The sequence below is a fragment of the Pseudomonas sp. S44 genome, from assembly GCF_016624805.1.
Classification (GTDB): domain Bacteria; phylum Pseudomonadota; class Gammaproteobacteria; order Pseudomonadales; family Pseudomonadaceae; genus Aquipseudomonas; species Aquipseudomonas machongensis.
Genome location: NZ_JACVTY010000046.1, coordinates 12,785 through 34,198, shown reverse-complemented (window position 1 = coordinate 34,198; position 21,414 = coordinate 12,785). Strand labels below are relative to the sequence as shown.

The following is a 21,414-nucleotide window of genomic DNA, read 5'->3' as shown; positions in this document are numbered from 1 at the left end:
GTGTGGTGAAAACCGGCGGGGACCACGATGAGCCCCTGGCGATCGATGCGCATATCGAGCGTCATGCCGCACACCCTCTGCAAGTCGCCGACCTGGCAAGGCTGGCCGGTTTGTCAGGTGCTCGCCTGCACGCACGCTTCGTCGAGGAATGCGGCATGACACCGATGGACTACATCCGCCAGCGGCGTTTGCTCAAGGCGCGGCAACTGATCGTCCTTACCTCGCTGCCGATGGGCGAAATCGCCGCACAGGTGGGTTACAGCTCGCAGAGTGCGTTTTCGGCGGCGATATTGCGGGCGTTCGGCCTTACGCCGCTGGCGCTGCGACGAGAGTCTGGCGACAACTGACGCCAGGATGGCGACAGAATCTGTTTTCCCCCGGCTCTACACTGTGCCTGTGCCAGCCTGTGGGTACGGTCTACCCGCGCAAGTGCCAGCAAAGATCTCGAGCAAGGACTCACCATGAACCACCGTACTGCCCTCGGCGCCCTGCACATCGGCGCGCTGTTCTTCGGCCTCACCGGCGTCTTCGGCAAACTGGCCGCCAGTGCCACGCCCTCGGTCATCGTCTTTGGCCGCGCACTCTTCGCGGTGCTGGCCCTGGCCCTGTTCGCCGGCCTCGCCCGCAAGGGCTGGCAGCGACTCAGGGCTCAGGACCTGGGGCGCCTGCTGCTTGGCGGCATATTGCTGGCCGGGCACTGGGTGAGCTTCTTCATCGCCGTGCGGGTCGGCGGCGTTGCCATCGCCACCCTCGGCTTTGCCAGCTTTCCAGCGTTCACCGTGATCCTCGAAGGCGTGCTGTTCCGCGAGCGCATCCGTCGCAACGAAGCCCTGCTGGTACTGCTGGTAAGCATCGGCCTGGTGCTGGTCACCCCGGCGTTCAACCTGGCCAGCGAGGCTACGGGCGGCCTGCTCTGGGCCTTGCTTTCGGGCCTGCTGTTCTCGCTGCTGTCGCTGACCAATCGAGCCGGCTCCGGCCGCGTGCCTGCGGTACAGGCTGCGCTGTGCCAGAACCTGGTGGTCGGTGTGTGCCTCCTGCCCTTCGCCTTGCCGGGGCTCGGCGCGGTGAAGCCCATGGACTGGCTATGGATCGCCCTGCTCGGCATCTTCTGCACCGGGGTGGCGCACAGCCTGTTCGTCGCCAGCCTGGCAGTGATCAAGGCCCGCACCGCCTCGGTGGTCTTCGGCATGGAGCCGGTCTACGGTATCGCCGTGGCCTGGATGGTGTTCGCCGAGACGCCCACCCTGCGCATGCTCGCTGGCGGGGCGCTGATCATCTTCGCCATCGTGCTGTCCAGCCGCCTGTCTGCCGAGCCACCGCCAAGGAGGGAACGCCTGGCCGAAGGCGCATGATCAACGGTCGTTGTGGCCCAGGTCTCGCTGCGGGTCGATCTGGTCACGCACCCGCTGCTTGAGCACCTTGGCCTCGGGGAAGCCACCATCGAGCTTGCGCTCCCAGATCTGCGCGCCGTCGCAGGTGATGCGAAACACCCCACCGGTGCCCGGCTCCAGGGCGACTCGCGCAAGATCGTCGGCAAAGGTGCTGAGCAGCTCCTGAGCCAGCCAGGCAGCACGCAGCAGCCATTGGCACTGCGTGCAATACGTGATGACAACTTCTGGCTTGGTATCGGCCATGTGGAGACAGTTCCTGGTGAGTGAGCCGCTTATACTAGCGGTCTTTGCCCATCGCGTTGAGACTCACGATGCATCATCTGCTGTTATGCCTGTTGCTGGCGCTCACCTCGTTCACCGCCCTGGCCGTGGAGCCGCCTCGGCCCAAGGTCGGCCTGGTGCTGTCGGGGGGTGCTGCCCGCGGCCTTGCGCATATCGGCGTGCTCAAGGCCCTGGAAGAACAGGGCGTGCACATCGACGCCATCGCCGGGACCAGCATGGGTGCGGTGGTTGGCGGCCTGTATGCCTCCGGCTACAGCATCGAGGAGCTCGAACACCTGGCCCGTACCCTCGACTGGCAGCAGGCACTTTCCGACGCTCCGCCGCGCAAGGATGTGCCGTTTCGCCGCAAGCAGGACGACCGCGATTTCCTGGTCAAGCAGAAGCTGAGCTTTCGCGATGACGGCAGCCTTGGCTTGCCGCTGGGGGTGATACAGGGCCAGAACCTGTCATTGCTGCTGGAAAGCAAGCTGGCCCACACCGCTGACATTCGTGACTTCGACAAACTGCCGATCCCGTTCCGCGCTGTTGCCACCGACATCGCCAGCGGTGAGAAGGTGGTGTTCCGCCGTGGTCACCTGCCTCAGGTGGTGCGCGCCAGCATGTCGATTCCGGCAGTGTTCGCCCCGGTCGAGCTCGACGGGCGTCTGCTGGTGGACGGTGGCATGGTCGACAACATCCCGCTGGATGTGGTGCGCGAAATGGGCGTGGACATGGCCATCGTCGTCGATATCGGCACCCCGCTGCGCAGCCGCAAGCAACTGGCCACGGTCGTGGACGTGCTCAACCAGTCGATCACCCTGATGACCCGGCGCAACTCCGAGGAACAACTGGCCAGCCTGCACCGCGACGACATCCTGGTACAGCCAGCACTGGCAGCCTTTGGCGTGACCGACTTCGGCCGTGCCCAGGACATGATCGACGCCGGCTACCGCGCCACCCGCGCCCTCGACGCACGCCTGGCGGTGCTGCGCCAGGCTGGCGGCGACAGCCAGTTGGCCGTGGCACGCTCTGCGCAACAGCGCACGCCCATCATCACGGCGATCAAGGTGGAGAACGATTCAAAGGTCAGCGATGACGTGATCCGCTACTACATCCGCCAACCCCTGGGCGAGCCGCTGGAGCTGGAGCGCCTGCAAACCGATATGGGTACCCTCTACGGCCTGGACTACTTCGACCGGGTGCAGTACCGCGTGGTGCACAAGGGCGAGGAGAACACGCTGGTGATCAACGCCCGGGGTAAACGCGGCGGTACCGACTACCTGCGCCTGGGCCTGAACCTGTCCGATGACATGCGCGGCGACAGTGCCTTCAATCTGGGTGCCAGCTATCGAATGAACGGCATCAATCGCCTGGGCGCCGAATGGCTGACCCGGGCACAGATCGGCGATCAGCAGGAGCTCTACAGCGAGTTCTACCAGCCGCTGGACGTCGGCTCGCGCTACTTCGTCGCCCCGTACCTGTCGCTCGGCTCGCAGAACATCGAAGCGACCCTGGACAACGACCCGGTGGCCGAGTACCGCCTGGAACGCTACGGCTTTGGTCTGAACCTGGGTCGACAGATCGGCACCTACGGGGAAGTACGCCTGGGCGTAGGCAAGGCCTGGGGTGAGGCGGAAGTGCGCATCGGCGACCAGGACCTGCCAAAGGTCAGCTTCAATGAAGGCTTCTACGAACTGAAATACTCCTTCGACACCCTCGACAACGTGTACTTCCCCCACAGCGGCGAAGACATCGGCCTGACCTTGCGCAAGTACGACCGCTCGCTGGACTCGGACAGCGACTACCGACAGTGGCAGTTCAACATCGACAAGGCGTTGAGCTACGGGCCGAACACCTGGGTATTCGGCGGCCGCTATGGCCGCACCCTGGACGATACCGAGGTGGTGACCTCCAGCTTCGTGCTTGGCGGCGCTCGGCAGCTATCGGGCTTTCGCCAGGACTCGGTGTCGGGGCAGAACATCAGCCTGATGCGCGTGGTCTACTACCGTCGCCTGACTCCCCGCGCCTACCTGCCGCTGGACTTCCCGCTGTACCTGGGCGGGTCGCTGGAGCGTGGCCGCGCCTGGAACAACGACAACGAGTTCGACAGTGGCTATATCAACGCCGCGAGCATCTTCCTCGGGCTGGACACGCCGCTTGGGCCGCTGAACATCAGTTATGGCGCCAACACCGAGCACCAGAAGGCGGTGTACCTGAATCTGGGACACACCTTCTAGAGCGTACGAAGGCGCGACATAAAAAAACGGATAGGGCGTGAGCCACTATCCGTTTTCTTGTACCGCTAAGCGTGGTGCGGGGGTCAGGACTTCTCGAGATTGCCCAGAATCTTCGCGTGCACACGCATGCACACCTCCAGATCCGCCTCATCAACGCCCGTGAAGAGTTCGGCGCGAAGGGCATTGGCAATGGTTTCGATCTGATCGATGAGCGGTTTTGCAGGCGGGCACAACAGGATCTTCTTCGCCCGCCGATCTTCCATGACCGCTTGGCGCCGTACCAGCCCCTGACTTTCCAGGCTGTCGAGCAGACGCGCCAGGGTCGGGCCTTCGACGCCGACACTCTGCGCCAGCTCGCGCTGGGTCGGCGATTCGTCGAAACGGGCCAAGTGCAGCAGCACCAGCCAGCGGGCCTGGGACAGGTTCAGCCCAGCCAGGCGGCGGTCCAGTTCGGCGCGCCAGCCCCGGGACATCTGGGCCAGCTGCATGCCGAAGCGGTGTTGGTTGTCGGTCAGGGGCATAAGCAACTCGATCGATAGAACTAATTATTAGTCAGCTAATCATGCCCCGGGGTATCAGGCAAGGCTCGACGAGTGGGAAAGGTCCGATAATCGACAAAAAGAATGACAAAGGTCAGGAATGGCCGGGATACCCGGCGTTGTCAGCGGCACCCTATGCTTGCGGCAACAGGCACTGCTGCCTCAAAGCTCGAACTCCGCCGCCAGCGCCGCCCGCACGCAATACAGCACCCCTTCCGGCACGCGTTGGCCAAACTGCGGAGCGATGGCCGAAACCGGCGGCAGTTCACCCTCCCCGTCGAGGAATGCGTCCTGCACCTCCATCATCAATTCTTCTGGCAAGTCCAGCGCCTGCTCCAGGCTCAGCTCCTGGCGCCCGATGGCCTCGGCCAACAGGCTGTAGACGTTCCTCTCGCTGCAGTTCAATTGCCCGGCGATCTGCGCCGGAGTCATCCCAGCGCGGGCCAGGCTGACCAGTTCGTGCCGCAGGTCGAGCACCACCTTCGGCGCCTCCTCGGTGCCGCCGGCGCCGTTGAGTACTTCCAGGAACGCCTGGCCATAGCGCTCCAGCTTGCGCGCCCCCACGCCGCTGACCTGGGCCATGTCGCTGAGACTGGTGGGCTGGCTGCGCAGCATCTCGAGCAACGTCGAATCGGGGAAGATGACATAAGGCGGCACGCTGTGCTCCTCCGCCAGCTTGCGGCGCAGTGTGCGCAGCGCTTCCCACAGCTCGCGCTCTTCGGCACGCACCAACTGGCTGGCTGGGCTGCCGCCGCCACTGCCCGAGGACTTGGCCACGGTCTGCGGCTTGAGATCGCGGCGCAATTGCAGATTCACTTCGCCGCGCAGCAGTGGCCGGCAGGTGTCGGACAGACGCAGGCCGCCATAACCCTCGAGGTCGATGTCCACCAGGCCGCGGGCAACCAGCTGACGGAACAGCGACCGCCATTCGTGCTCGCCCAACGCCTTCCCGACCCCGAACACCGACAGCTTCTCGTGACCGAAATTGCGTACCTTCTCGGTATCCTTGCCCAGCAGGACATCGACCAGATGGCCGACCCCATAGCGCTGGCCAGTGCGAAACACGGCCGACAGTGCCTGACGCGCGGGCTCGGTGGCATCCCAGGTCTGCACATTGTCGACGCAGTTGTCGCAATGGCCGCAGGGCTGCTCGAGCACCTCATCGAAGTAGGCCAGCAGCGACTGGCGCCGGCAGCGCGTCTCTTCGCACAGCGCCAGCATCGCGTCGAGTTTATGTTGTTCGATACGCTTGTGACGCTCATCGCCTTCGGAGTTCTGCAGCATCTGCTTGAGCATCACCATGTCCTGCAGGCCATAGGCCATCCAGGCATCGGAAGGCAGGCCATCACGCCCGGCCCGACCGGTTTCCTGGTAGTAGGCCTCAAGCGACTTGGGCAGGTCCAGGTGAGCGACGAAACGCACGTTGGGCTTGTCGATGCCCATGCCGAACGCGATGGTGGCGACCATGATCAGCCCTTCCTCGTTGAGGAAGCGGTGCTGGTTGGCCGAGCGGGTCTCTGCTGCCAGGCCGGCGTGATAGGGTAGCGCCGGGAATCCCTGCTCGCAGAGGAAGGCGGCGGTTTCATCGACTTTCTTGCGCGACAGGCAGTAGACGATGCCGGCGTTGCCGCGCCGCTCGCCGAGAAACGCCATCAGTTGCTTGCGCGGCGACTCCTTGGGCACGATGCGATAGAAGATGTTGGGCCGGTCGAAGCTCGACAGGAAACGCTCCGCGCCCTGCAGATGCAGGCGCTGGACGATTTCCTCACGGGTGCGCATGTCGGCGGTGGCGGTCAGGGCAATACGCGGCACATGCGGGAACAGTTCGGCAAGCTGGCCCAGTTGCAGGTACTCGGGGCGGAAATCATGCCCCCATTGCGACACGCAATGCGCTTCGTCGATGGCGAACAGCGAGATGTCCAGGTCGCGCAGGAACTCCAGCATGCGTGGCTGCACCAGGCGTTCAGGCGCCAGGTACAGCATCTTCACCTCACCGCGGCGCAGGCGCCCAGCGAGGTCGCGCTGCTGCTCGGGGCTGAGCGTCGAGTTCAGCGCGGCCGCGGCCACCCCCAGCTCGTCGAGGGTGGCGACCTGGTCGTCCATCAATGCGATCAGCGGCGACACCACCACGGTCAGGCCCGGCCGCAGCAGGCCTGGCACCTGGAAACACAGCGACTTGCCACCACCGGTGGGCATCAGGACCAGTGCATCGCCCCCGTTGGCCACGCATTCGATGATCGCCGCCTGGCGACCTCGGAAGCTGTCGTAGCCGAAGATATCCTTGAGGACGCGCTGAGCCTGTTCGAGCATTTGCCACTCCAAATCGCCGTACCATCCTGGACACAGGCTGGACGATAAATCCGCCGCGCGCACACCGAATGCGTAAGCGGTTTTTGCCGGGCTGCGCAGAAACGCCAGCTGGCTTGAAAAACCGCGGAGTATACCCGACTGCCCTGCTCTGCGGCAGGCTACGGTGACAGACGTTCCCTTTGCCCCGCCGAGGCTGCAAGGTGCTAGAATTCACTATCGTTTATTCCCCAAGGTAGCCCTGTAATGTCCTTCGCCGAGCAACTGACCCGCCTGCAAGCCTTCCTCGACGCCGACGAGCTGCACGAGGAAGCACTGGACTACGTCGCCGCACACGGCTACCTGACCGCGTTGTCGATCTGTGCCGAGGACGTCCCCGAGCGCGAATGGATCGACGCGCTTTTCGCCGAAGAACCTCACTACGCCAGCGAAGCCCAGCGCACCGAGATCGAAGCGACGCTGGTTGCCCTCAAGGGCCACATCGCTCGCCAGCTGGCCAGCGACGAAGAGTTCGACCTGCCCTGCGAGCTGGACCTGACCGACGAGCCGGACGATTCCGACCTGCGCGGCTGGTGCATCGGCTTCATGGAAGGTGTATTCCTGCGTGAAGAGGCCTGGTTCGAGAACGCCGAAGAGGAAGTCAGCGAAATGCTGCTGCCGATCATGGTTGGCTCGGGTCTGTTCGACGAGCAACCTGAGTTCGCCGACATCGCCAGCAACGCCAACCTGCAGGACGACATGGTCGTGCAGATTCCCGAGGCACTCAGCGCGCTGTTCCTGCTGCTGCACGCGCCGGATGAAAAACCAGCCCTGCTCAAGCCGCGCCACCACTGATTCGCAGTGGTGCGCTACCTGCTGCTGGCCGTCGGCTGGCTCAGTGTCGCGCTGGGGGTGCTGGGGATCTTCCTGCCGGTGTTGCCCACCACCCCTTTCCTGCTGCTGGCGGCGGCCTGTTTCGCCCGCAGCTCACCACGATTCCACGACTGGTTGGTGAACCACCCCAGGCTCGGACCGTGGATTCGCGACTACCTCAACGGAGACGGTATCCCGCTCAAGGGCAAGGTCTACGCCATCGGCCTGATGTGGGCGAGCATCGGGCTTTCGTGCTATCTGGTGCCGCTGTTCTGGGCCAGGGCCTTCATGCTCACCAGTGCCGTACTGGTCACGCTCTACATCCTCAAGCAGAAGACCCTGCGCCTGCCCTGAACACGCGCCTACAGAAGGCAAGTCGTCACACGGTATCCACCTTCAACGAATGATCGTTGAGCATGCCGTTGATGACGGTCGCGGTATCGTGCCCCGCCGCGATCATGCCTCCCGCTCCCGCCGTCACCCCGTAATGCTGGGCCAGGTCGACACCGGCAAGATCGATGGTCTGGGTCGCCGCAGCGCCCGCCACGCTGCTGACCTCGATGGTCGAGACCACATTGACCCCACTGCCACTGACCTTGAAGTGCAGGTAGTCATCCAGTGACGCCGCCGTGGCGTTCTCGCCCTGCAGCAATTGCGACAGGTCGAGCCGGTCGCTGCCCGGCGTGAAGTCGGTCACCCGGTCGTGCCCGGTGTCGCCTTTCTGCCAGACGAAGGTATCGTTGCCGCTGCCGCCGGTGAGTGTGTCGTTGCCTGGCCCGCCAATGAGGATGTCGTTACCGCCACCGCCGATGAGGATGTCGTCCCCCAGGCCACCGCTGAGCACATTGTCCCCATCGTTGCCGATCAGCGTGTCGTTGTAGTCAGAGCCGATCAGATTCTCGATGCTGACCAAGGTGTCGAGCCCCGCACCGCCGGTGTTCTGCGCACCGACATGGCCGAGATCGACCGTCACCCCGGCAGTGGCCGACGCGTAGCTGGCGGTGTCATTGCCTGGCCCACCGTCCAGCAGGTCGTTGCCGGGGCCACCGATCAGCAGATCATCCCCCTCCCCGCCATACAGGGCGTCGTTCCCCGCCCCTCCCACCAGCACATCGTGGCCGGCACCACCGTTCAAGGTGTCGTCGCCATTGCCCGCCAGCAGTACATCGTCGCCCGCCGTGCCCTGCAAGGTGTGACCTGCCTGGTAGGTGATGTCCACCGCCCCAGAGGCGCTGCCACCATGGTTGTCGCTGAGCGTGTAGCTGCCCTGGTAGACCTCGTTCTCGGCATGGCTGTAGTCGATCAGCAGGCTCAGCTTGTAGTTCTCCGCCGCCTTGCTGTTGCCCACGGCGTTCTCGCTGTTGATCACATGAATGCTGTACACGCCGTCGTGGCTGGCCGTGAAGCTGCCACCGTCGGCGATGGGCTGGTAGTTGCCGTTGGCATCCTTCCATTCCAGCATCAGGTTGCCTGCCGGGCGGTCATGGTCGAGGCTGAGGCTTTCGCCCTTGCGCAGGGTTACGGTCAATGTGTCCTCATCGTTGGCATTGCCGGTGCTGATCGAACCCAGGTAGCCAGCAATCACCAGGGCCGCCGTCATGGAGCCCGAGACCGCAGTGAAGTCACTGCGCGCCAGGTCCTTGAGCTGGTTCTCGAGCTTGTTGGCGGTGCCGTCGAACTTGAGCGTCTGCACCTGGCTGCCCACCGTGAAGCCCGCGCCCTTGTCGGCAAAGCCCGTGTTGAAGGTGATGGGCGCAGCGCTCAGAGGATCGTGATCCGCATCGCTGTCATTGGCCAGCAGCGCCTCGGCCGGTACGGTGACGCTGGCACCGGCGATGTTGGTGATGATGTGGTCGGCCCCCGCCACCGGGGCGCTGTTGCTGTTGATCTTCACCACCAGGCTGGCACTGCTGGTGTCGCCGTCGTTGTCGCTGACAGTGAAGCCGAATTTCTCGACCTGGCTGCTGCCGGTGTCCTTCGGCGGCGTGTAGGTAAATTCGCCGGTGTCCATGTCCACCAGCAGCGTGCCACCGAGCGCTGTCTTGATCGACAGGGTATTGCCGGTGGTGTCGAAACTGGCCTTGTCCGGTCCACCGGCGACCGTATAGCCGCCCTGGCCGGCGTTGGCTTTCGGGTCGAAGGTGTAGGTGGTGCCATCGACCAGCAGCGCCTTGATAAAGCCGCCATCGGCACCGAAGTGGCCACCGCTCATAAGGCTGCCGGTAATCGGCGCACCTTGTACCGTGCCGGACAGCACTGCGCTGAGCTGGCTCAGATCGGTGACCACCACCGAGTCGGTGTCGACATGGCTGCTGCCATCGTAGGCCAGCGGGTCGAGGTTGGCCTGGTTCACCCCGGTGCCGAGGCCAATGGCGTAGGACTTGATCCCGTTGTTGTCGAGGAAGCTTTCCCAGGCTGTTTCGCGCACGGCGGTCATCGAATGGCCGCTTGTGGGCACGCCGTCGGAGAAGAAGTAGCTGATGTTCTGCGCCCCCGCGATCTTGCCGCTGGTGACAAAGGCTTCCTGCGCCTTGGTCGCGGCGGAGTCGTAGTAGGTCGAGCCGTCGGCGCTCAACCCGGCGACGATGCTCTTGGCCTCGGCGATCGTTACCCAGACCGGCGTCTTGACCCAGGCCCTGGTGGCGAAGGTGACGATCTGCACCTTGATATCGCCCATGTCGTCGTACTTGTCGAGCAAGGCGTTGATCGCCTGCTTGGCCAAGGCCAGACGGCTCAGCCCCTGCACACCAGAGTCAAAGTTCATGCTGCCGGAGACATCGATCACCAGCAGGATATTGGAGTCCACCTGGCCGGGCGTGATGCTGCGCTCGGCGCACGCGGCCTTGGGCACATCATCGACGATGGAAATGGCGATGCTGCTGGTGACACTGTTGCCCAGTGAATCGGTGGCCTTGTAGGTGAAGTACTCGACGACTCGATTGGCGCCATCGTCCGCCCCACCCGGCGTTTTCGGTGCCGAAGTCAGGGTGTAGGTGTAGGAGCCGTCGGCGTTGATCTGGATTTGCCCGAACTGGCCGACAGCATTGCCCACCAGGCTATAGGTCAATGCACCAATACCCCCGCCGACCGATCCCACCAGGCTGCCGGAGGCGGTTTCCGCCGTTGAGTGCGGGTCACTGCCCGTGACCGTGCCCGCCGCCAGGTCGTTACCGTCCTTGACCAGGTCGAGCGCTTTCTCGTACACGGTGACGTCACGGTCCTCACAGGCCACCAGCTTGCTGTCCTGCACATTAATGGTGATGGTCGTGGTGCTCTCGTCACCATCGGCATCGCGAATGGTGTAGACGAACACGTCGCTAGCGCCGGCCTTGGACACACTGTCAGGGTTGGCGTGATAAGTCGCATTGCCCTGGGCATCGAGGGTCAGGTAGCCGTACTGGCCCATGACCTGGCTGCCAAGCTGGCCAATTGCCGAAGTCGAAGTATCGGAGCCTGCGCGCACGCCGACCACATACTGACCATCTGCCCGCACATCGGCACCGACAATATCGTTGTCCAGCACATTGCCGCTGACCACACCACCTTCAGTCACGCTGGCCACATCGCAATGGGCCTTGGGTACGTCGTCGACGATGGTGATGACGATGGTGCTGGTGGTCGAGTTACCTACGGAGTCCGTCACTTGATAAGTGAAGGACTCGGTCAGGCTGTTCGCACCGTCATTGACGTTGCCCGGCGTTTTCGGTGCCGAGGTCAATGTGTAGGTGTAGGAACCATCGGCGTTGAGCTGGATCTGGCCAGATTGCCCCGTGGCGTTGCCCACCAGGCTGAAGGTCAGTGCGCCCACACCCCCACCCACCGAGCCCACGAGGCTGCCGGATGCAGTTTCCGCTGTCGAGTGCGGGTCGCTGCCGGTGACATTGCCTGCCGCCAGGTCGTTGCCATCCTTGTTCAGGTCCAGTGCTTTTTCATACACCTTCACTTCGCTGTCTTCGCAGGCCACCAGCTTGCTGTCGTGCACGTTGATGGTGATGGTCGTCGTGCTCTCGTCGCCGTCGGCATCGCGGAGGGTGTAGACGAACACGTCGGTAGCGCCGGCCTGGGACACGCTGTTGGGGTTGGCGTGATAGGTCGCATTGCCCTGTGCATCGACGGTCAGGTAGCCGTACTGGCCCATGACCTGGCTGCCGACCTGGCCAATCGCCGAAGTCGAGGTGTCGGAGCCGGCACGCACGCCGACCACGTACTGGCCGTCCCCCCGCACATCGGCGCCGACAATGTCGTTGTCCAGTACGTTGCCGCTGACCACACCGCCTTCAGTCACGCTGGCCACATCGCAGTGCGCCTTGGGCACATCGTCGACGATGCTGATGACAATGGTGCCAGTAGTCGAATTACCCAGCGAATCCTTCACCTGGTAGGTGAAGGACTCCGTCAGCGTGTTCGCGCCGTCGTTGACGTTGCCCGGCGATTTCGGCGCCGAGGTCAACGTGTAGGTGTAGGAACCATCGGCATTGAGCTGAATCTGCCCGTACTGCCCGGTGGCGTTGCCCACCAGGGTGAAGGTCATCGCCCCGATACCGCCACTCACCGACCCGGCCAGCGAGCCCGACGCCGTCTCGCCTGAGGAATGCGGATCGCTGCCGGTGACGCTGCCCGGCGCCAGATCATTGCCATCCTTCACCAGGTCCAGCGCCTTCTCGTACACCGTCACGCCGCCATCAGGCGTCGCGACCAACGAGCAGTCGTGGATATCAATGGTGATGGTGGTGGTGCTCTCGTCACCGTCGGCATCCCGGATGGTGTAGACGAACACATCCGTGGCACCGGGCGGCGCGACGCTGTCGGGGTTGGCATGATAGGTCGCGTTGCCCTGGGCATCGAGGGTCAGGTAGCCATACTGACCGACCACCTGGACGCCGAGTTGGCCGATGGCCGACGTGGAAGTGTCCCCGCCTGCGCGAACCCCGACCACGTATTTGCCATCGGCCACCACATCGGCACCGAACACATCGTTGACCAGTACGTTGCCGCTGACCGTGCCGCCCTCGAAGACATTGGCGAAATCGCTGTGTGCCTTGGGTACGTCGTCGACGATGGTGATGACGATGGTGCTGGTGGTCGAGTTGCCCAGCGAATCCTTCACCTCGTAGGTGAAACTCTCGGTCAGACTGTTCGGCCCATCATTGACGTTATCCGACGATTTCGGTGCCGAGGTCAGCGTGTAGGTGTAGGAGCCGTCGGCATTGAGCTGGATCTGGCCATACTGGCCCACCGCGCTGCCCACCAGCGTATAGGTCAGGGCACCGACGCCACCGCTCACGGAACCCGCCAGGCTACCGGAGGCGGTTTCGCCGGTGGAGCTCGGCGCGCTGCCGGTGACGGTACCCGGCGCCAGGTCGTTGCCATCCTTCACCAGGTCCAGCGCCTTCTCGTACACCGTCACGCCATCGTTAGGCCCCGCGATCAGCGAGCAGTCCTTGACGTTGATGGTGATGGTGGTGGTGCTTTCGTCTCCGTCGGTGTCGCGAATGGTATAGACGAACACATCGGTGGCACCGGCCGGCGCCACGGCATTCGGGTTGGCATGGTAGGTGGCGTTGCCGGCGGCATCGATGGTCAGGGTGCCGTACAGGCCACCGATCGCGGTGTTGAGATTGCCGATGGCCGAGGTCGAGGTATCGGACCCCGCCCGCGCGCCCACCACCACATTGCTGGTGCCAGCCTGGTCGGCGCCCAACTGATCGTTGAGCAGCACATTGCCGCTGACCGTGCCACCTTCCACCACGCTGGCCGAATCGGGCTGCGCCTGGGGCACGTCGTCGACGATGTTCACATCCAGGGTGGCCGTGGCGCTGCTGCCATCGGTGTCCTGGGCGATCACGCTGAAATGCTCGCTCAGACTGTTGGTGCCCTCGCCCACGGGATGGCCTTCGTTACCGAGCAAGGTGTAGCTGTAGCTGACCACGCCGGTGGTCGGGTTGTAGCCGGTGATGGTCAGGGTGTTGCCCAGCGCGGTCGTGATCGACTGCGGGAAGCCCGCTACCAGGCCTCCGCTGACCACGCTGATACCGCCGACCGTCAGGGTCTGCAGGCCGTCCGGTGCACTGACGGTAAAGCTGCCGCTCTGGGTCAGGGCAGTGCTATCCGGCGCACTGCCGTTGCTCAAGTGCTTCTCGTAGACCGTCAGTTCACCGCCCTTCACATCCAGGCCACCGAGCGTTACCGGATCGTCGAGGTTGGTGATGTTCAGGGTCAGGGTCGCACTGCTGGTGTCACCGTCCGCATCCTTCAGGGTGTAGGTGAAGGTCTCGACGCCATGTCCGCCACCGTTGAGGTTCTTGAAGTCCGCATCCTCGGGGTTGAGCGTGTAGGTGTAGGAGCCGTCCGCAGCGAGCACCAGGGTGCCGTAGGTTCCGACGTAGGTACCGGCTACCACGGGGCCGCCGACCACCCGATCGGCGCCCTGGACGTCGTTGTCCAGCACGTTGCCGGTAAGTTGGGTGTGCTGCTCGGTGGCAGTGACCGCATTGGTGTCGTTGACCGCCGTGGGCACATCGTCGCGAATGATCACGTCCAGCGAACCACTGGCCACATCGCCATCCGTGTCGCTGACCAGCACCGGGAAATGCTCGCCGAGTTCGTTGTTGCCCGCTCCGTCCGCATGCTGCTCGGCGCCGGTGAGGGTGTAGCTGTAGCTGACCACGCCCGTGGACGGGTTGTAACCGGTGATGGTGAGGATGTTGCCAAGGCCCGTGGTGATCGACTGGCCCACGCCGGTCACCACCCCGGCAGTCACCACGTTGATACCACCGACGCTGAGGTTGAACACACCATCCGGCGCGACCACGGTGAAGCTGCCGGACTGGGTCAGGGCCGCCGGGTTGCTGGCCGACCCCAACGGCAGGTTCGCTTCGTTGAGAGTCAGTTCGGCGGGGCTCAGGTCGAGCCCGCGCAGGGTCACAGGATTGTCCGGCGGTGTGACAGGCGGATTTACAGGAGGATTGATCGGAGGAATGGCCGGAGGCCCGAACGGCCCTGCGTTGTTGTCGACATCCAGGGTACCGATGTAGCGGTTGGCCAGTTCCGGAATACCGTTGAAGCCTGCGGTAGGGAAGCCGATGGTCGGATCGACCCGCCCGGCCACTTCGGTCAGCAACACGAAGCTGTGCCCGCCCCCCAAGGCCCCGGGCGCGCCATTGGCGGCAGGCCCGGCGGCGGGTGCCTCGCCCTCCTGCGTCGGGTCGGCACCTGCGGCAATGGCTTGTTGCAGGCGCTCGACATCGCTGAGCTGCGCCTGGCTGGGCAGCGTATCAGGGGCATGTACGTGGGGAGCTCGATTGGCCAACAGGTCAGGAGTCATCTCCAGGCTGCTGCCTCGTCCCAACGTCAGCTCGGCGCCGTTGTGCAAACGTACGGCCACAGCACCCGCGGCTCCCGTTTCCAGCTGCTCGCCCGCGAACAGCCGATCGCCCTCCACCAGCAGGCGCTTGGCACCGTCGCTGCCCACCGCGAATACCTGACCTATGACCTTGCTGACCACGCCAATTGATTTAGCCATGAACGCACGCCTCCCCTGCCGATTGGCTTTCTGCAGTGGCGGACAGGCCAGGTAATGCGGGAAGCGATCCTTTGCGGGTCTCGCGTCTGTCACAAGGGTGAGAAATCGCCTTCACCAAGACAGCTCAACACGTGCGGTAGTGGTAATTGGCCATTATTCTAATGCCAATTTTTTGTCGCCAAATTCCGCCGTTGTTGTCCTCTCCAGGGTCCTTAGCTGCAAAAAATCTGGAACTTTCTCAGAAGCCCGGAAATCAGGTACTGCAGCCGATTTACCCGAGCGCTTGAATAGAACAATGTCTCGGTTTGCTTAGACCGCATAAGTTTTTTTTCGCATAGACCTTATGAAAAAATCTTCTTAGCTTGCCCGTTAAATGTTCTTAGCTCTGTTGTTACAAACCTGAAACGGTTTCAACTCAATTTTTCGTCATTTTTTTGGCGAATAGCAGGATCTTTTTAAAGACCAGGGAGAAGTACCCCATGCGCGTGTTAACCCCCATCACCAGTGCGATTCTGTTGGCCATGGCCTGTGCCAACGCTCAGGCGATGTCGATCACCGAGGCTGTCCAGAGCGCCGTGGACTACCACCCTCAGATCAGCTCCAATCGCAACAGCAAGCTGTCGGCCGATGAGGATGTGAAGTTCGCGCGCGGAGGCTACTTCCCCACCGTCGACCTGGTGGCCGGCTATGGCCGTCAGCGCTCGGACAACCTCAATACGCGCGGCATCAACCCCGACGGCACGCGCAATCACAACAAGGAAACCCTCAACTACACACAGTCCGAACTGCGCCTGCGGCAGATGATCTTCGACGGCTTCAACACCTCCAACGAAGTCGGGCGTACCGAATCGGTGGCCACCTCGCGCGCGTACTACACCCAGGCCATCGCCCAGGATGTCGCCCTGCGCGCCATCGAGGTGTACCTGGAAGTACTCAAGCGCCGTGAGCTGGTGACCCTGGCCAAGAACAACCTGCAGGCGCACCTGCGCGTCAACGACCAGATCGGCCTGCGCAGCGAACGCGGTGTCGGCAGCACCGCCGACCTCGACCAGTCCCGCGCCCGCCGCGCCCTGGCGGAAAACAACCTGGACACCGCCGAGGTCGACCTGGCCGACGCCGAGGCCAACTTCTACAGCGTCATCGGCCGCCAGCCGGACGAGCTGGAAACGCCGACCTCGATCAAGATCCAGATGCCCGGCACCCTAGACGAAGCCCGCCAGGGCATGCGCGAGAACAACCCGTACCTCAAGTCCGCCCAGGCCGATGTCAACGCGGCGGAGAAACAGTACGAAGTGGCCAAGTCGCCGTTCTATCCACGCCTGGACGCAGTGCTGGCCACCGGCGCCAACAACAACCTGGGCGGCGAGCGCGGCCACAGCAACAACGACTGGCAGGCCGGCGTCGAGCTCAGCTACAACCTGTTCCGTGGCGGCAGCGACAAGGCGCGCTTGCAGTCCGATGCGCACAAGATCAACCAGGCCATGGACATCCGCAACAATGCCCTGCGCGAGCTCACCGAGAACCTGAGCCTGGCCTGGAACGCCATGAACAACGCGCGCAAGCAGACCCCTAGCGCCCGCGAATACGCCGAGACCACTCAACGCGTACGCGGTGCCTACCAGGACCAGTTCGGCCTGGGCCAGCGCACCCTGCTCGACGTGCTCGACAGCGAGAACGAGCTGTACAACGCCAACCGCCGCTACACCGAGGTGCGCTACACCGAAGAGTTCTCCATGTACCGGGTGCTGGCGACCATGGGCGAGTTGCTGAGCAAGCAGCGCATCTCGCTGCCACCGGAAGCCATCGCCAAGACCGACGTACGCAATGAGGCGCAGTTGCCCGACATGCGCTAGGCCCTGCATCAGGCGGCTGTAGACCTCTGCAACCGCCTCCCGTCCACCGCGGCAGGAGTAGGCCATCGTGACCAGTATGCAAAGCACGCAGCCCACCCTGGCTGCGGATGATCCGTTGCTCGATGGCCTGCTGATCCTGTGCAAGGTTCATGGGTGCCCGGCCAGCCGTGCCAGCCTGTGCGCCGGCCTGCCGCTGGCCGACCAGCGCCTGAGCCTCGAACTGCTGCCCCGCGCCGCCGCCCGCGCCGGCCTGCAGGCGCGCGTACTGCGCCGCGAACTGAGCGCCATCAATACACTGAACCTGCCGGTACTGTTGCTGCTCGGCGATGGACGCAGCGCCGTGCTGCAACGCTGGAGCGAAGATGGACGGGCACTGATCCTGCCGTGCGAGGCCGACGGTGGCGAGCAATGGGTCGAGCGCCAGGCGCTGGAGCAGGCCTACAGCGGGCAAGCCCTGTTCGCCCGCCCGCGACATACCCTCGAAGACCTGCGTACGCCAATGCTGCCAAGGGTCGAAGCCTGGTTTCGCGACACCCTCAAGCATTCGCGCTGGCTGTACAGCGATGCCCTGCTGGCCAGCCTTCTGATCAACCTGCTCGGGCTGATGGTGCCGCTGTTCGTGATGCAGACCTACGACCGCGTGGTGCCCAACCAGGCCCTCTCGACCCTGTGGGTGCTGGTCATCGGCCTGTTCATCGGTACCGCCTTCGAATTGGTGCTGCGCATGGTCCGCGCGCACCTGCTGGACCAGGCCGGCAAGAAGACCGACCTGATCCTGTCGGCCACGCTGTTCGAACGCATCACCGGCATGGCCATGAAAGCACGTCCGGCCAGCATCGGCGGCTTCGCCCAGAGCATCCACGACTTCCAGGGCCTGCGCGAATTCCTCACCGCCGTGACCCTGACCAGCATCATCGACCTGCCCTTCGTGGTGCTGATGTTGCTGGTCATCGGCCTGCTCGGCGGCTGGCTGGTGCTGATCCCGCTGGTCGCCTTCCCACTGGCGGTGGGCGTGGCGTTGTTCATCCAGATACGCCTGCGCGATACGGTGCAGAAAAGCCTGAGCCTCGGCGCCGTGCGCCAGGCCTTGCTGATCGAAACCCTTGGCGGCCTGGAAACCCTCAAGGCCTGCGGCGCCGAAAGCGAGCGCCAATACCAGTGGGAACACACCAACGGCGCCATCGCCCGTCTCGAAGCCCACGCCCGCAACCTGTCGGCCATGGCCAGCAACGGCACGCTGTTCATCCAGCAGTTCTGCGGCATGGCCACCATCGTCGCGGGGGTCTATTCGATCATCGCCGGCAGCCTCAGCGTGGGCGCGCTGGTCGCCTGCTACATGCTCGGCAGCCGGGTGCTGGCGCCACTGGGCCAGATCGCCGGGCTGATCACCCGTTACCAACAAGCACAACTGACCATGCGCAGCACCGACGCACTGATGAGCTTGCCGCAGGAGCGCCAACCCGGTCAGCAGGCGCTGGAGCATACGGTGCTGCAAGGCGGCCTGGGCATCAGCCACGTGACGTTCCGCTATCCCGGTCAGGTCGCCGCGGCACTGAACGATATCAACCTGTCGATCAAGCCCGGCGAGCGCATCGGCATCATCGGCCGCAGCGGTTCGGGCAAGAGCACGCTCGGGCGATTGTTGATGGGGTTTCACCACCCTGACGAAGGCCAGGTACTGCTGGACAACCTCGACCTGCGCCAGCTGGATATCGCCGACCTGCGCAATCAGCTTGGCTATGTCGCCCACGACATGCCCCTGCTGGCAGGCAGCCTGCGCGACAACCTGACCCTGGGCGCACGCCACGTCAGCGATGCGCGCATGCTCGAAGTCGCCGAGTTGACCGGTGTCAGCGAACTGGCCCGCCAACACCCGCAGGGCTTCGACCGTCCGCTGGGCGAGCGCGGCCAACTGCTCTCCGGCGGCCAGCGCCAGGCTGTCCTGCTGGCCCGCGCACTGTTGCTGGAGCCGCCGATCCTGATCCTGGACGAACCTACCAGTCACATGGACAACAGCAGCGAAGACCAGCTGCGCCAACGCCTGCTGGCCTGGGTGCCCGGCAAGACCCTGCTGCTGGTCACCCACCGCAGCTCGATGCTCAGCCTGGTGGACCGGCTGGTGGTACTGGACAACGGCAAGGTGGTGGCCGACGGGCCGAAGGACGCGGTGATCGATGCCCTGCGCAAAGGCCGTATCGGCGCAGCCCTGTAAACGACGTCAAGAACGGCGCTGCCACAGGCACCGTGGTTTTCATCGGAGGTAGACATGCCCCTCAGCCAAAGTGTCCGCAGCCACCTCCCCGGCGCCGACAAGCATGCCGAGCGCGACTACATGCCGGAGCTGGCCGGTGCCACCCTGCAGGACTCGCCGCGGCTGTCGCGCATCACGGTGTGGCTGGCAGCGGCGCTGTTGCTGGTAGCGCTGGTCTGGGCCAAGTTCGCCGTGCTCGACGAGGTCACGGTCGGCGAAGGCAAGGCCATCCCCTCGAGCAAGGTGCAGGTGATCCAGAACCTCGAAGGCGGCATCGTCACCGAGATCTTCGTGCGCGAAGGGCAGATGGTCGACAAGGGTGCCACCCTGCTGCGCCTGGACGACACCCGTTTCAAGTCGAACAAGGGCGAGAGCGAGGCCGATCGTTATGCCCTGACCGCACAGGTCGAGCGCCTGTCGGCCGAAGCCGAAGGGCGGCCCTTCGCGCTATCGGAAGAAGTCCGCGCCAAGGCACCGCAGGTGGCCGAAGACGAAATCGCCCTCTATCAATCACGCCAGCGCCGGCTCGCCAGCGAGAAGCAGACACTCAACGAACAACTGCGGCAGAAGACCCAGGAACTCGCCGAATTCCGCTCCAAGGTCGAACAGTACCGCTCGGCGGTAGGGCTGCTGCAGCAGGAGCTGGACATGTCGTCACCCTTGGTGAGCAAGGGCGCCATTTCGCCGGTGGAGATCCTGCGCCTCAAGCAGCGCAGCGTCGAAGCCCGCGGCCAACTGAACGCGACCAACCTGGCCATCCCTCGCGCCGAAGCGGCCATCGCCGAGATTCGCAGCAAGATCCAGGAGTCCGATGCAAGTTTTCGCTCGGACGCCGCCAAGGAGCTCAACGACAAGCGAACGGAACTGTCGAAGATCACCGCCACCAGCATCGCCATCGACGACCGGGTCAACCGCACCACCGTGGTGTCGCCGGTACGGGGCATCGTCAAGCTGCTCAAGGTCAACACCATCGGCGGCGTGGTCCAGCCCGGCAGCGACCTGGTGGAGATCGTCCCGATCGAGGACAACCTGCTGATCGAAGCCAAGGTGCGCCCGCAGGACGTGGCGTTTCTGCATCCGGGGCAGGTGGCGATGGTCAAGTTCAGTGCCTACGACTACACCATCTATGGCGGGCTCAAGGCCACGCTCGAGCTGATCAGCGCCGACACCGTCACTGACGACAAGGGCAATGCGTTCTACCTGATCCAGGTGCGCACCGAGAAAAACCATTTGGGCGGGGACAACAAGCCGCTGCTGATCATCCCGGGGATGACCGCGACAGTGGACATCATCACCGGGCAGAAGAGCGTGCTGGATTACCTGCTCAAGCCGGTGATGAAGGCCCGGACCGAGGCGATGCGTGAGCGGTGAGGGTCTTGGGATTGGTGGTGACCATCATTCTCCCCCATGATTCCGAGCAAAGGTCTCAGCCCCCATGGCGCTGATCTGCCCCTCGATCAATGCCTCGAACGGCCTGAGCAATTCATCGAAATTCACGGGCTGCTCCAACACATTCAGCGCCTGCACCACCGCCTCGATGGTCGACACCGCACCTGCCTCCGGCGCCTTGCGCAGTCGGTAGCGCGAGGGCTGGACCTGGCCGAGCGTCACCCGCGGAAGTTCCTCGAGCAGCGGGTTGAGGTACAGCAACTTGCGTGCCTTGCGCCAGGTCCCGTCTGGGACGATCAGCAGCAACGGCAACGCATCGCCTTCGCCATAGGCCGACACCACCTCGGCCTGCTCGCCCGGGAACAGCAGCACCGGACGATAGCCGGGAGTGGCCAGCAGTGCGGGCAGATCCTCGAAGACCTCACCAATCAACAGTTCGGCATTGCGCAGCCCCAAAGCCGCCAGGCGGGCGGTGTTCAGGGCGTGGCTGGTTTCACTGGGGTGCTGCAGCAGGACCACGCGGGTGCGGCTGTCTATTGATGGGATCAGTGGGCAGAGGCAATGGGCGAGCGGGCGCTGGCAGCGCTCGCAGCGGGGTCTGGGCATGGGGGTCTCCGTTGGCGGAGGGATTTTGCCATATGCCGGGGCTATATGCCGGAAATCGGGGCCCGCCTTGCGGGCCATTCGCGGGACAAGTCAGGACGCCGAACCGCCGCTCCCAAAGGACAGCACCACGCGCCTCGAATGCGGCGCTGTCCTGTGGGAGCGGCGGTTCGGCGTCCCGACTCGTCCCGCGATGGGCCGAGCAGCGG

General features: G+C 64.0%; 13 protein-coding genes. 8 read left to right on the top strand and 5 right to left on the bottom strand.

Annotated elements, in window-relative coordinates; all coding sequences use genetic code 11:
- Together IAE40_RS24090 and IAE40_RS24085 are read left to right on the top strand one after the other, a co-directional pair.
- On the top strand, nt 1-347 hold a 347-nt coding region (locus IAE40_RS24090), incomplete at its 5' end, for a helix-turn-helix transcriptional regulator (RefSeq protein WP_200603985.1).
- Between the two features lie 114 nt (nt 348-461).
- Nucleotides 462-1,352 (top strand): DMT family transporter, encoded by an 891-nt coding sequence (locus IAE40_RS24085; RefSeq protein WP_200603984.1) that lies wholly within the window; start codon nt 462-464, stop codon nt 1,350-1,352.
- Here the strand turns inward: IAE40_RS24085 and IAE40_RS24080 are convergent, their stop codons facing one another.
- Nucleotides 1,353-1,634 carry a SelT/SelW/SelH family protein gene (locus IAE40_RS24080; protein ID WP_054893263.1) on the bottom strand — a complete coding sequence of 94 codons (282 nt, stop codon included), beginning with the start codon at nt 1,632-1,634 and terminating at the stop codon, nt 1,353-1,355.
- A 68-nt stretch (nt 1,635-1,702) separates the two neighbouring features.
- Between IAE40_RS24080 and IAE40_RS24075 the strand changes: the two genes are divergently transcribed.
- Nucleotides 1,703-3,889, top strand: coding sequence for a patatin-like phospholipase family protein (locus IAE40_RS24075; protein WP_063543784.1), 2,187 nt, complete (start codon nt 1,703-1,705; stop codon nt 3,887-3,889).
- Between the two features lie 83 nt (nt 3,890-3,972).
- On the opposite strand, the gene IAE40_RS24070 is transcribed toward IAE40_RS24075, so the two are convergent.
- A complete protein-coding gene (locus IAE40_RS24070; protein WP_054893265.1) occupies nt 3,973-4,410 on the bottom strand; it encodes a MarR family transcriptional regulator in 438 nt (145 codons plus the stop codon).
- Between the two features lie 180 nt (nt 4,411-4,590).
- Nucleotides 4,591-6,738 carry a DNA helicase RecQ gene (gene recQ / locus IAE40_RS24065; RefSeq protein ID WP_200603983.1) on the bottom strand — a complete coding sequence of 716 codons (2,148 nt, stop codon included), beginning with the start codon at nt 6,736-6,738 and terminating at the stop codon, nt 4,591-4,593.
- 243 nt (nt 6,739-6,981) lie between these two features.
- Between recQ and IAE40_RS24060 the strand changes: the two genes are divergently transcribed.
- Nucleotides 6,982-7,569, top strand: coding sequence for a YecA/YgfB family protein (locus IAE40_RS24060; RefSeq protein WP_054893267.1), 588 nt, complete (start codon nt 6,982-6,984; stop codon nt 7,567-7,569).
- A gap of 9 nt (nt 7,570-7,578) precedes the next feature.
- Nucleotides 7,579-7,941, top strand: a complete 363-nt coding sequence (locus tag IAE40_RS24055) for a YbaN family protein (protein WP_054893322.1) — start codon at nt 7,579-7,581, stop codon at nt 7,939-7,941.
- Nucleotides 7,942-7,966: 25 nt separating this feature from the next.
- On the opposite strand, the gene IAE40_RS24050 is transcribed toward IAE40_RS24055, so the two are convergent.
- Nucleotides 7,967-15,109: a retention module-containing protein gene (locus IAE40_RS24050; protein ID WP_200603982.1), complete on the bottom strand. Its 7,143-nt coding sequence runs from the start codon at nt 15,107-15,109 to the stop codon at nt 7,967-7,969.
- 479 nt (nt 15,110-15,588) lie between these two features.
- Here IAE40_RS24050 and IAE40_RS24045 point away from each other — a divergent pair, with 479 nt between their 5' ends.
- The 3 genes from IAE40_RS24045 to IAE40_RS24035 all read left to right on the top strand — a co-directional run bounded on the left by IAE40_RS24045 (nt 15,589) and on the right by IAE40_RS24035 (nt 20,584).
- A complete protein-coding gene (locus tag IAE40_RS24045) occupies nt 15,589-16,962 on the top strand; it encodes a TolC family outer membrane protein (protein ID WP_125930456.1) in 1,374 nt (457 codons plus the stop codon).
- A 76-nt stretch (nt 16,963-17,038) separates the two neighbouring features.
- Nucleotides 17,039-19,174, top strand: coding sequence for a type I secretion system permease/ATPase (locus IAE40_RS24040; protein ID WP_153773511.1), 2,136 nt, complete (start codon nt 17,039-17,041; stop codon nt 19,172-19,174).
- 54 nt (nt 19,175-19,228) lie between these two features.
- Complete coding sequence (locus IAE40_RS24035) at nt 19,229-20,584, top strand: HlyD family type I secretion periplasmic adaptor subunit (protein WP_153773484.1); 1,356 nt, start codon at nt 19,229-19,231, stop codon at nt 20,582-20,584.
- 24 nt (nt 20,585-20,608) lie between these two features.
- Here the strand turns inward: IAE40_RS24035 and IAE40_RS24030 are convergent, their stop codons facing one another.
- Nucleotides 20,609-21,208, bottom strand: coding sequence for a tRNA-uridine aminocarboxypropyltransferase (locus IAE40_RS24030; RefSeq protein ID WP_200603981.1), 600 nt, complete (start codon nt 21,206-21,208; stop codon nt 20,609-20,611).
- Between the last annotated feature and the right edge of the window lie 206 nt (nt 21,209-21,414).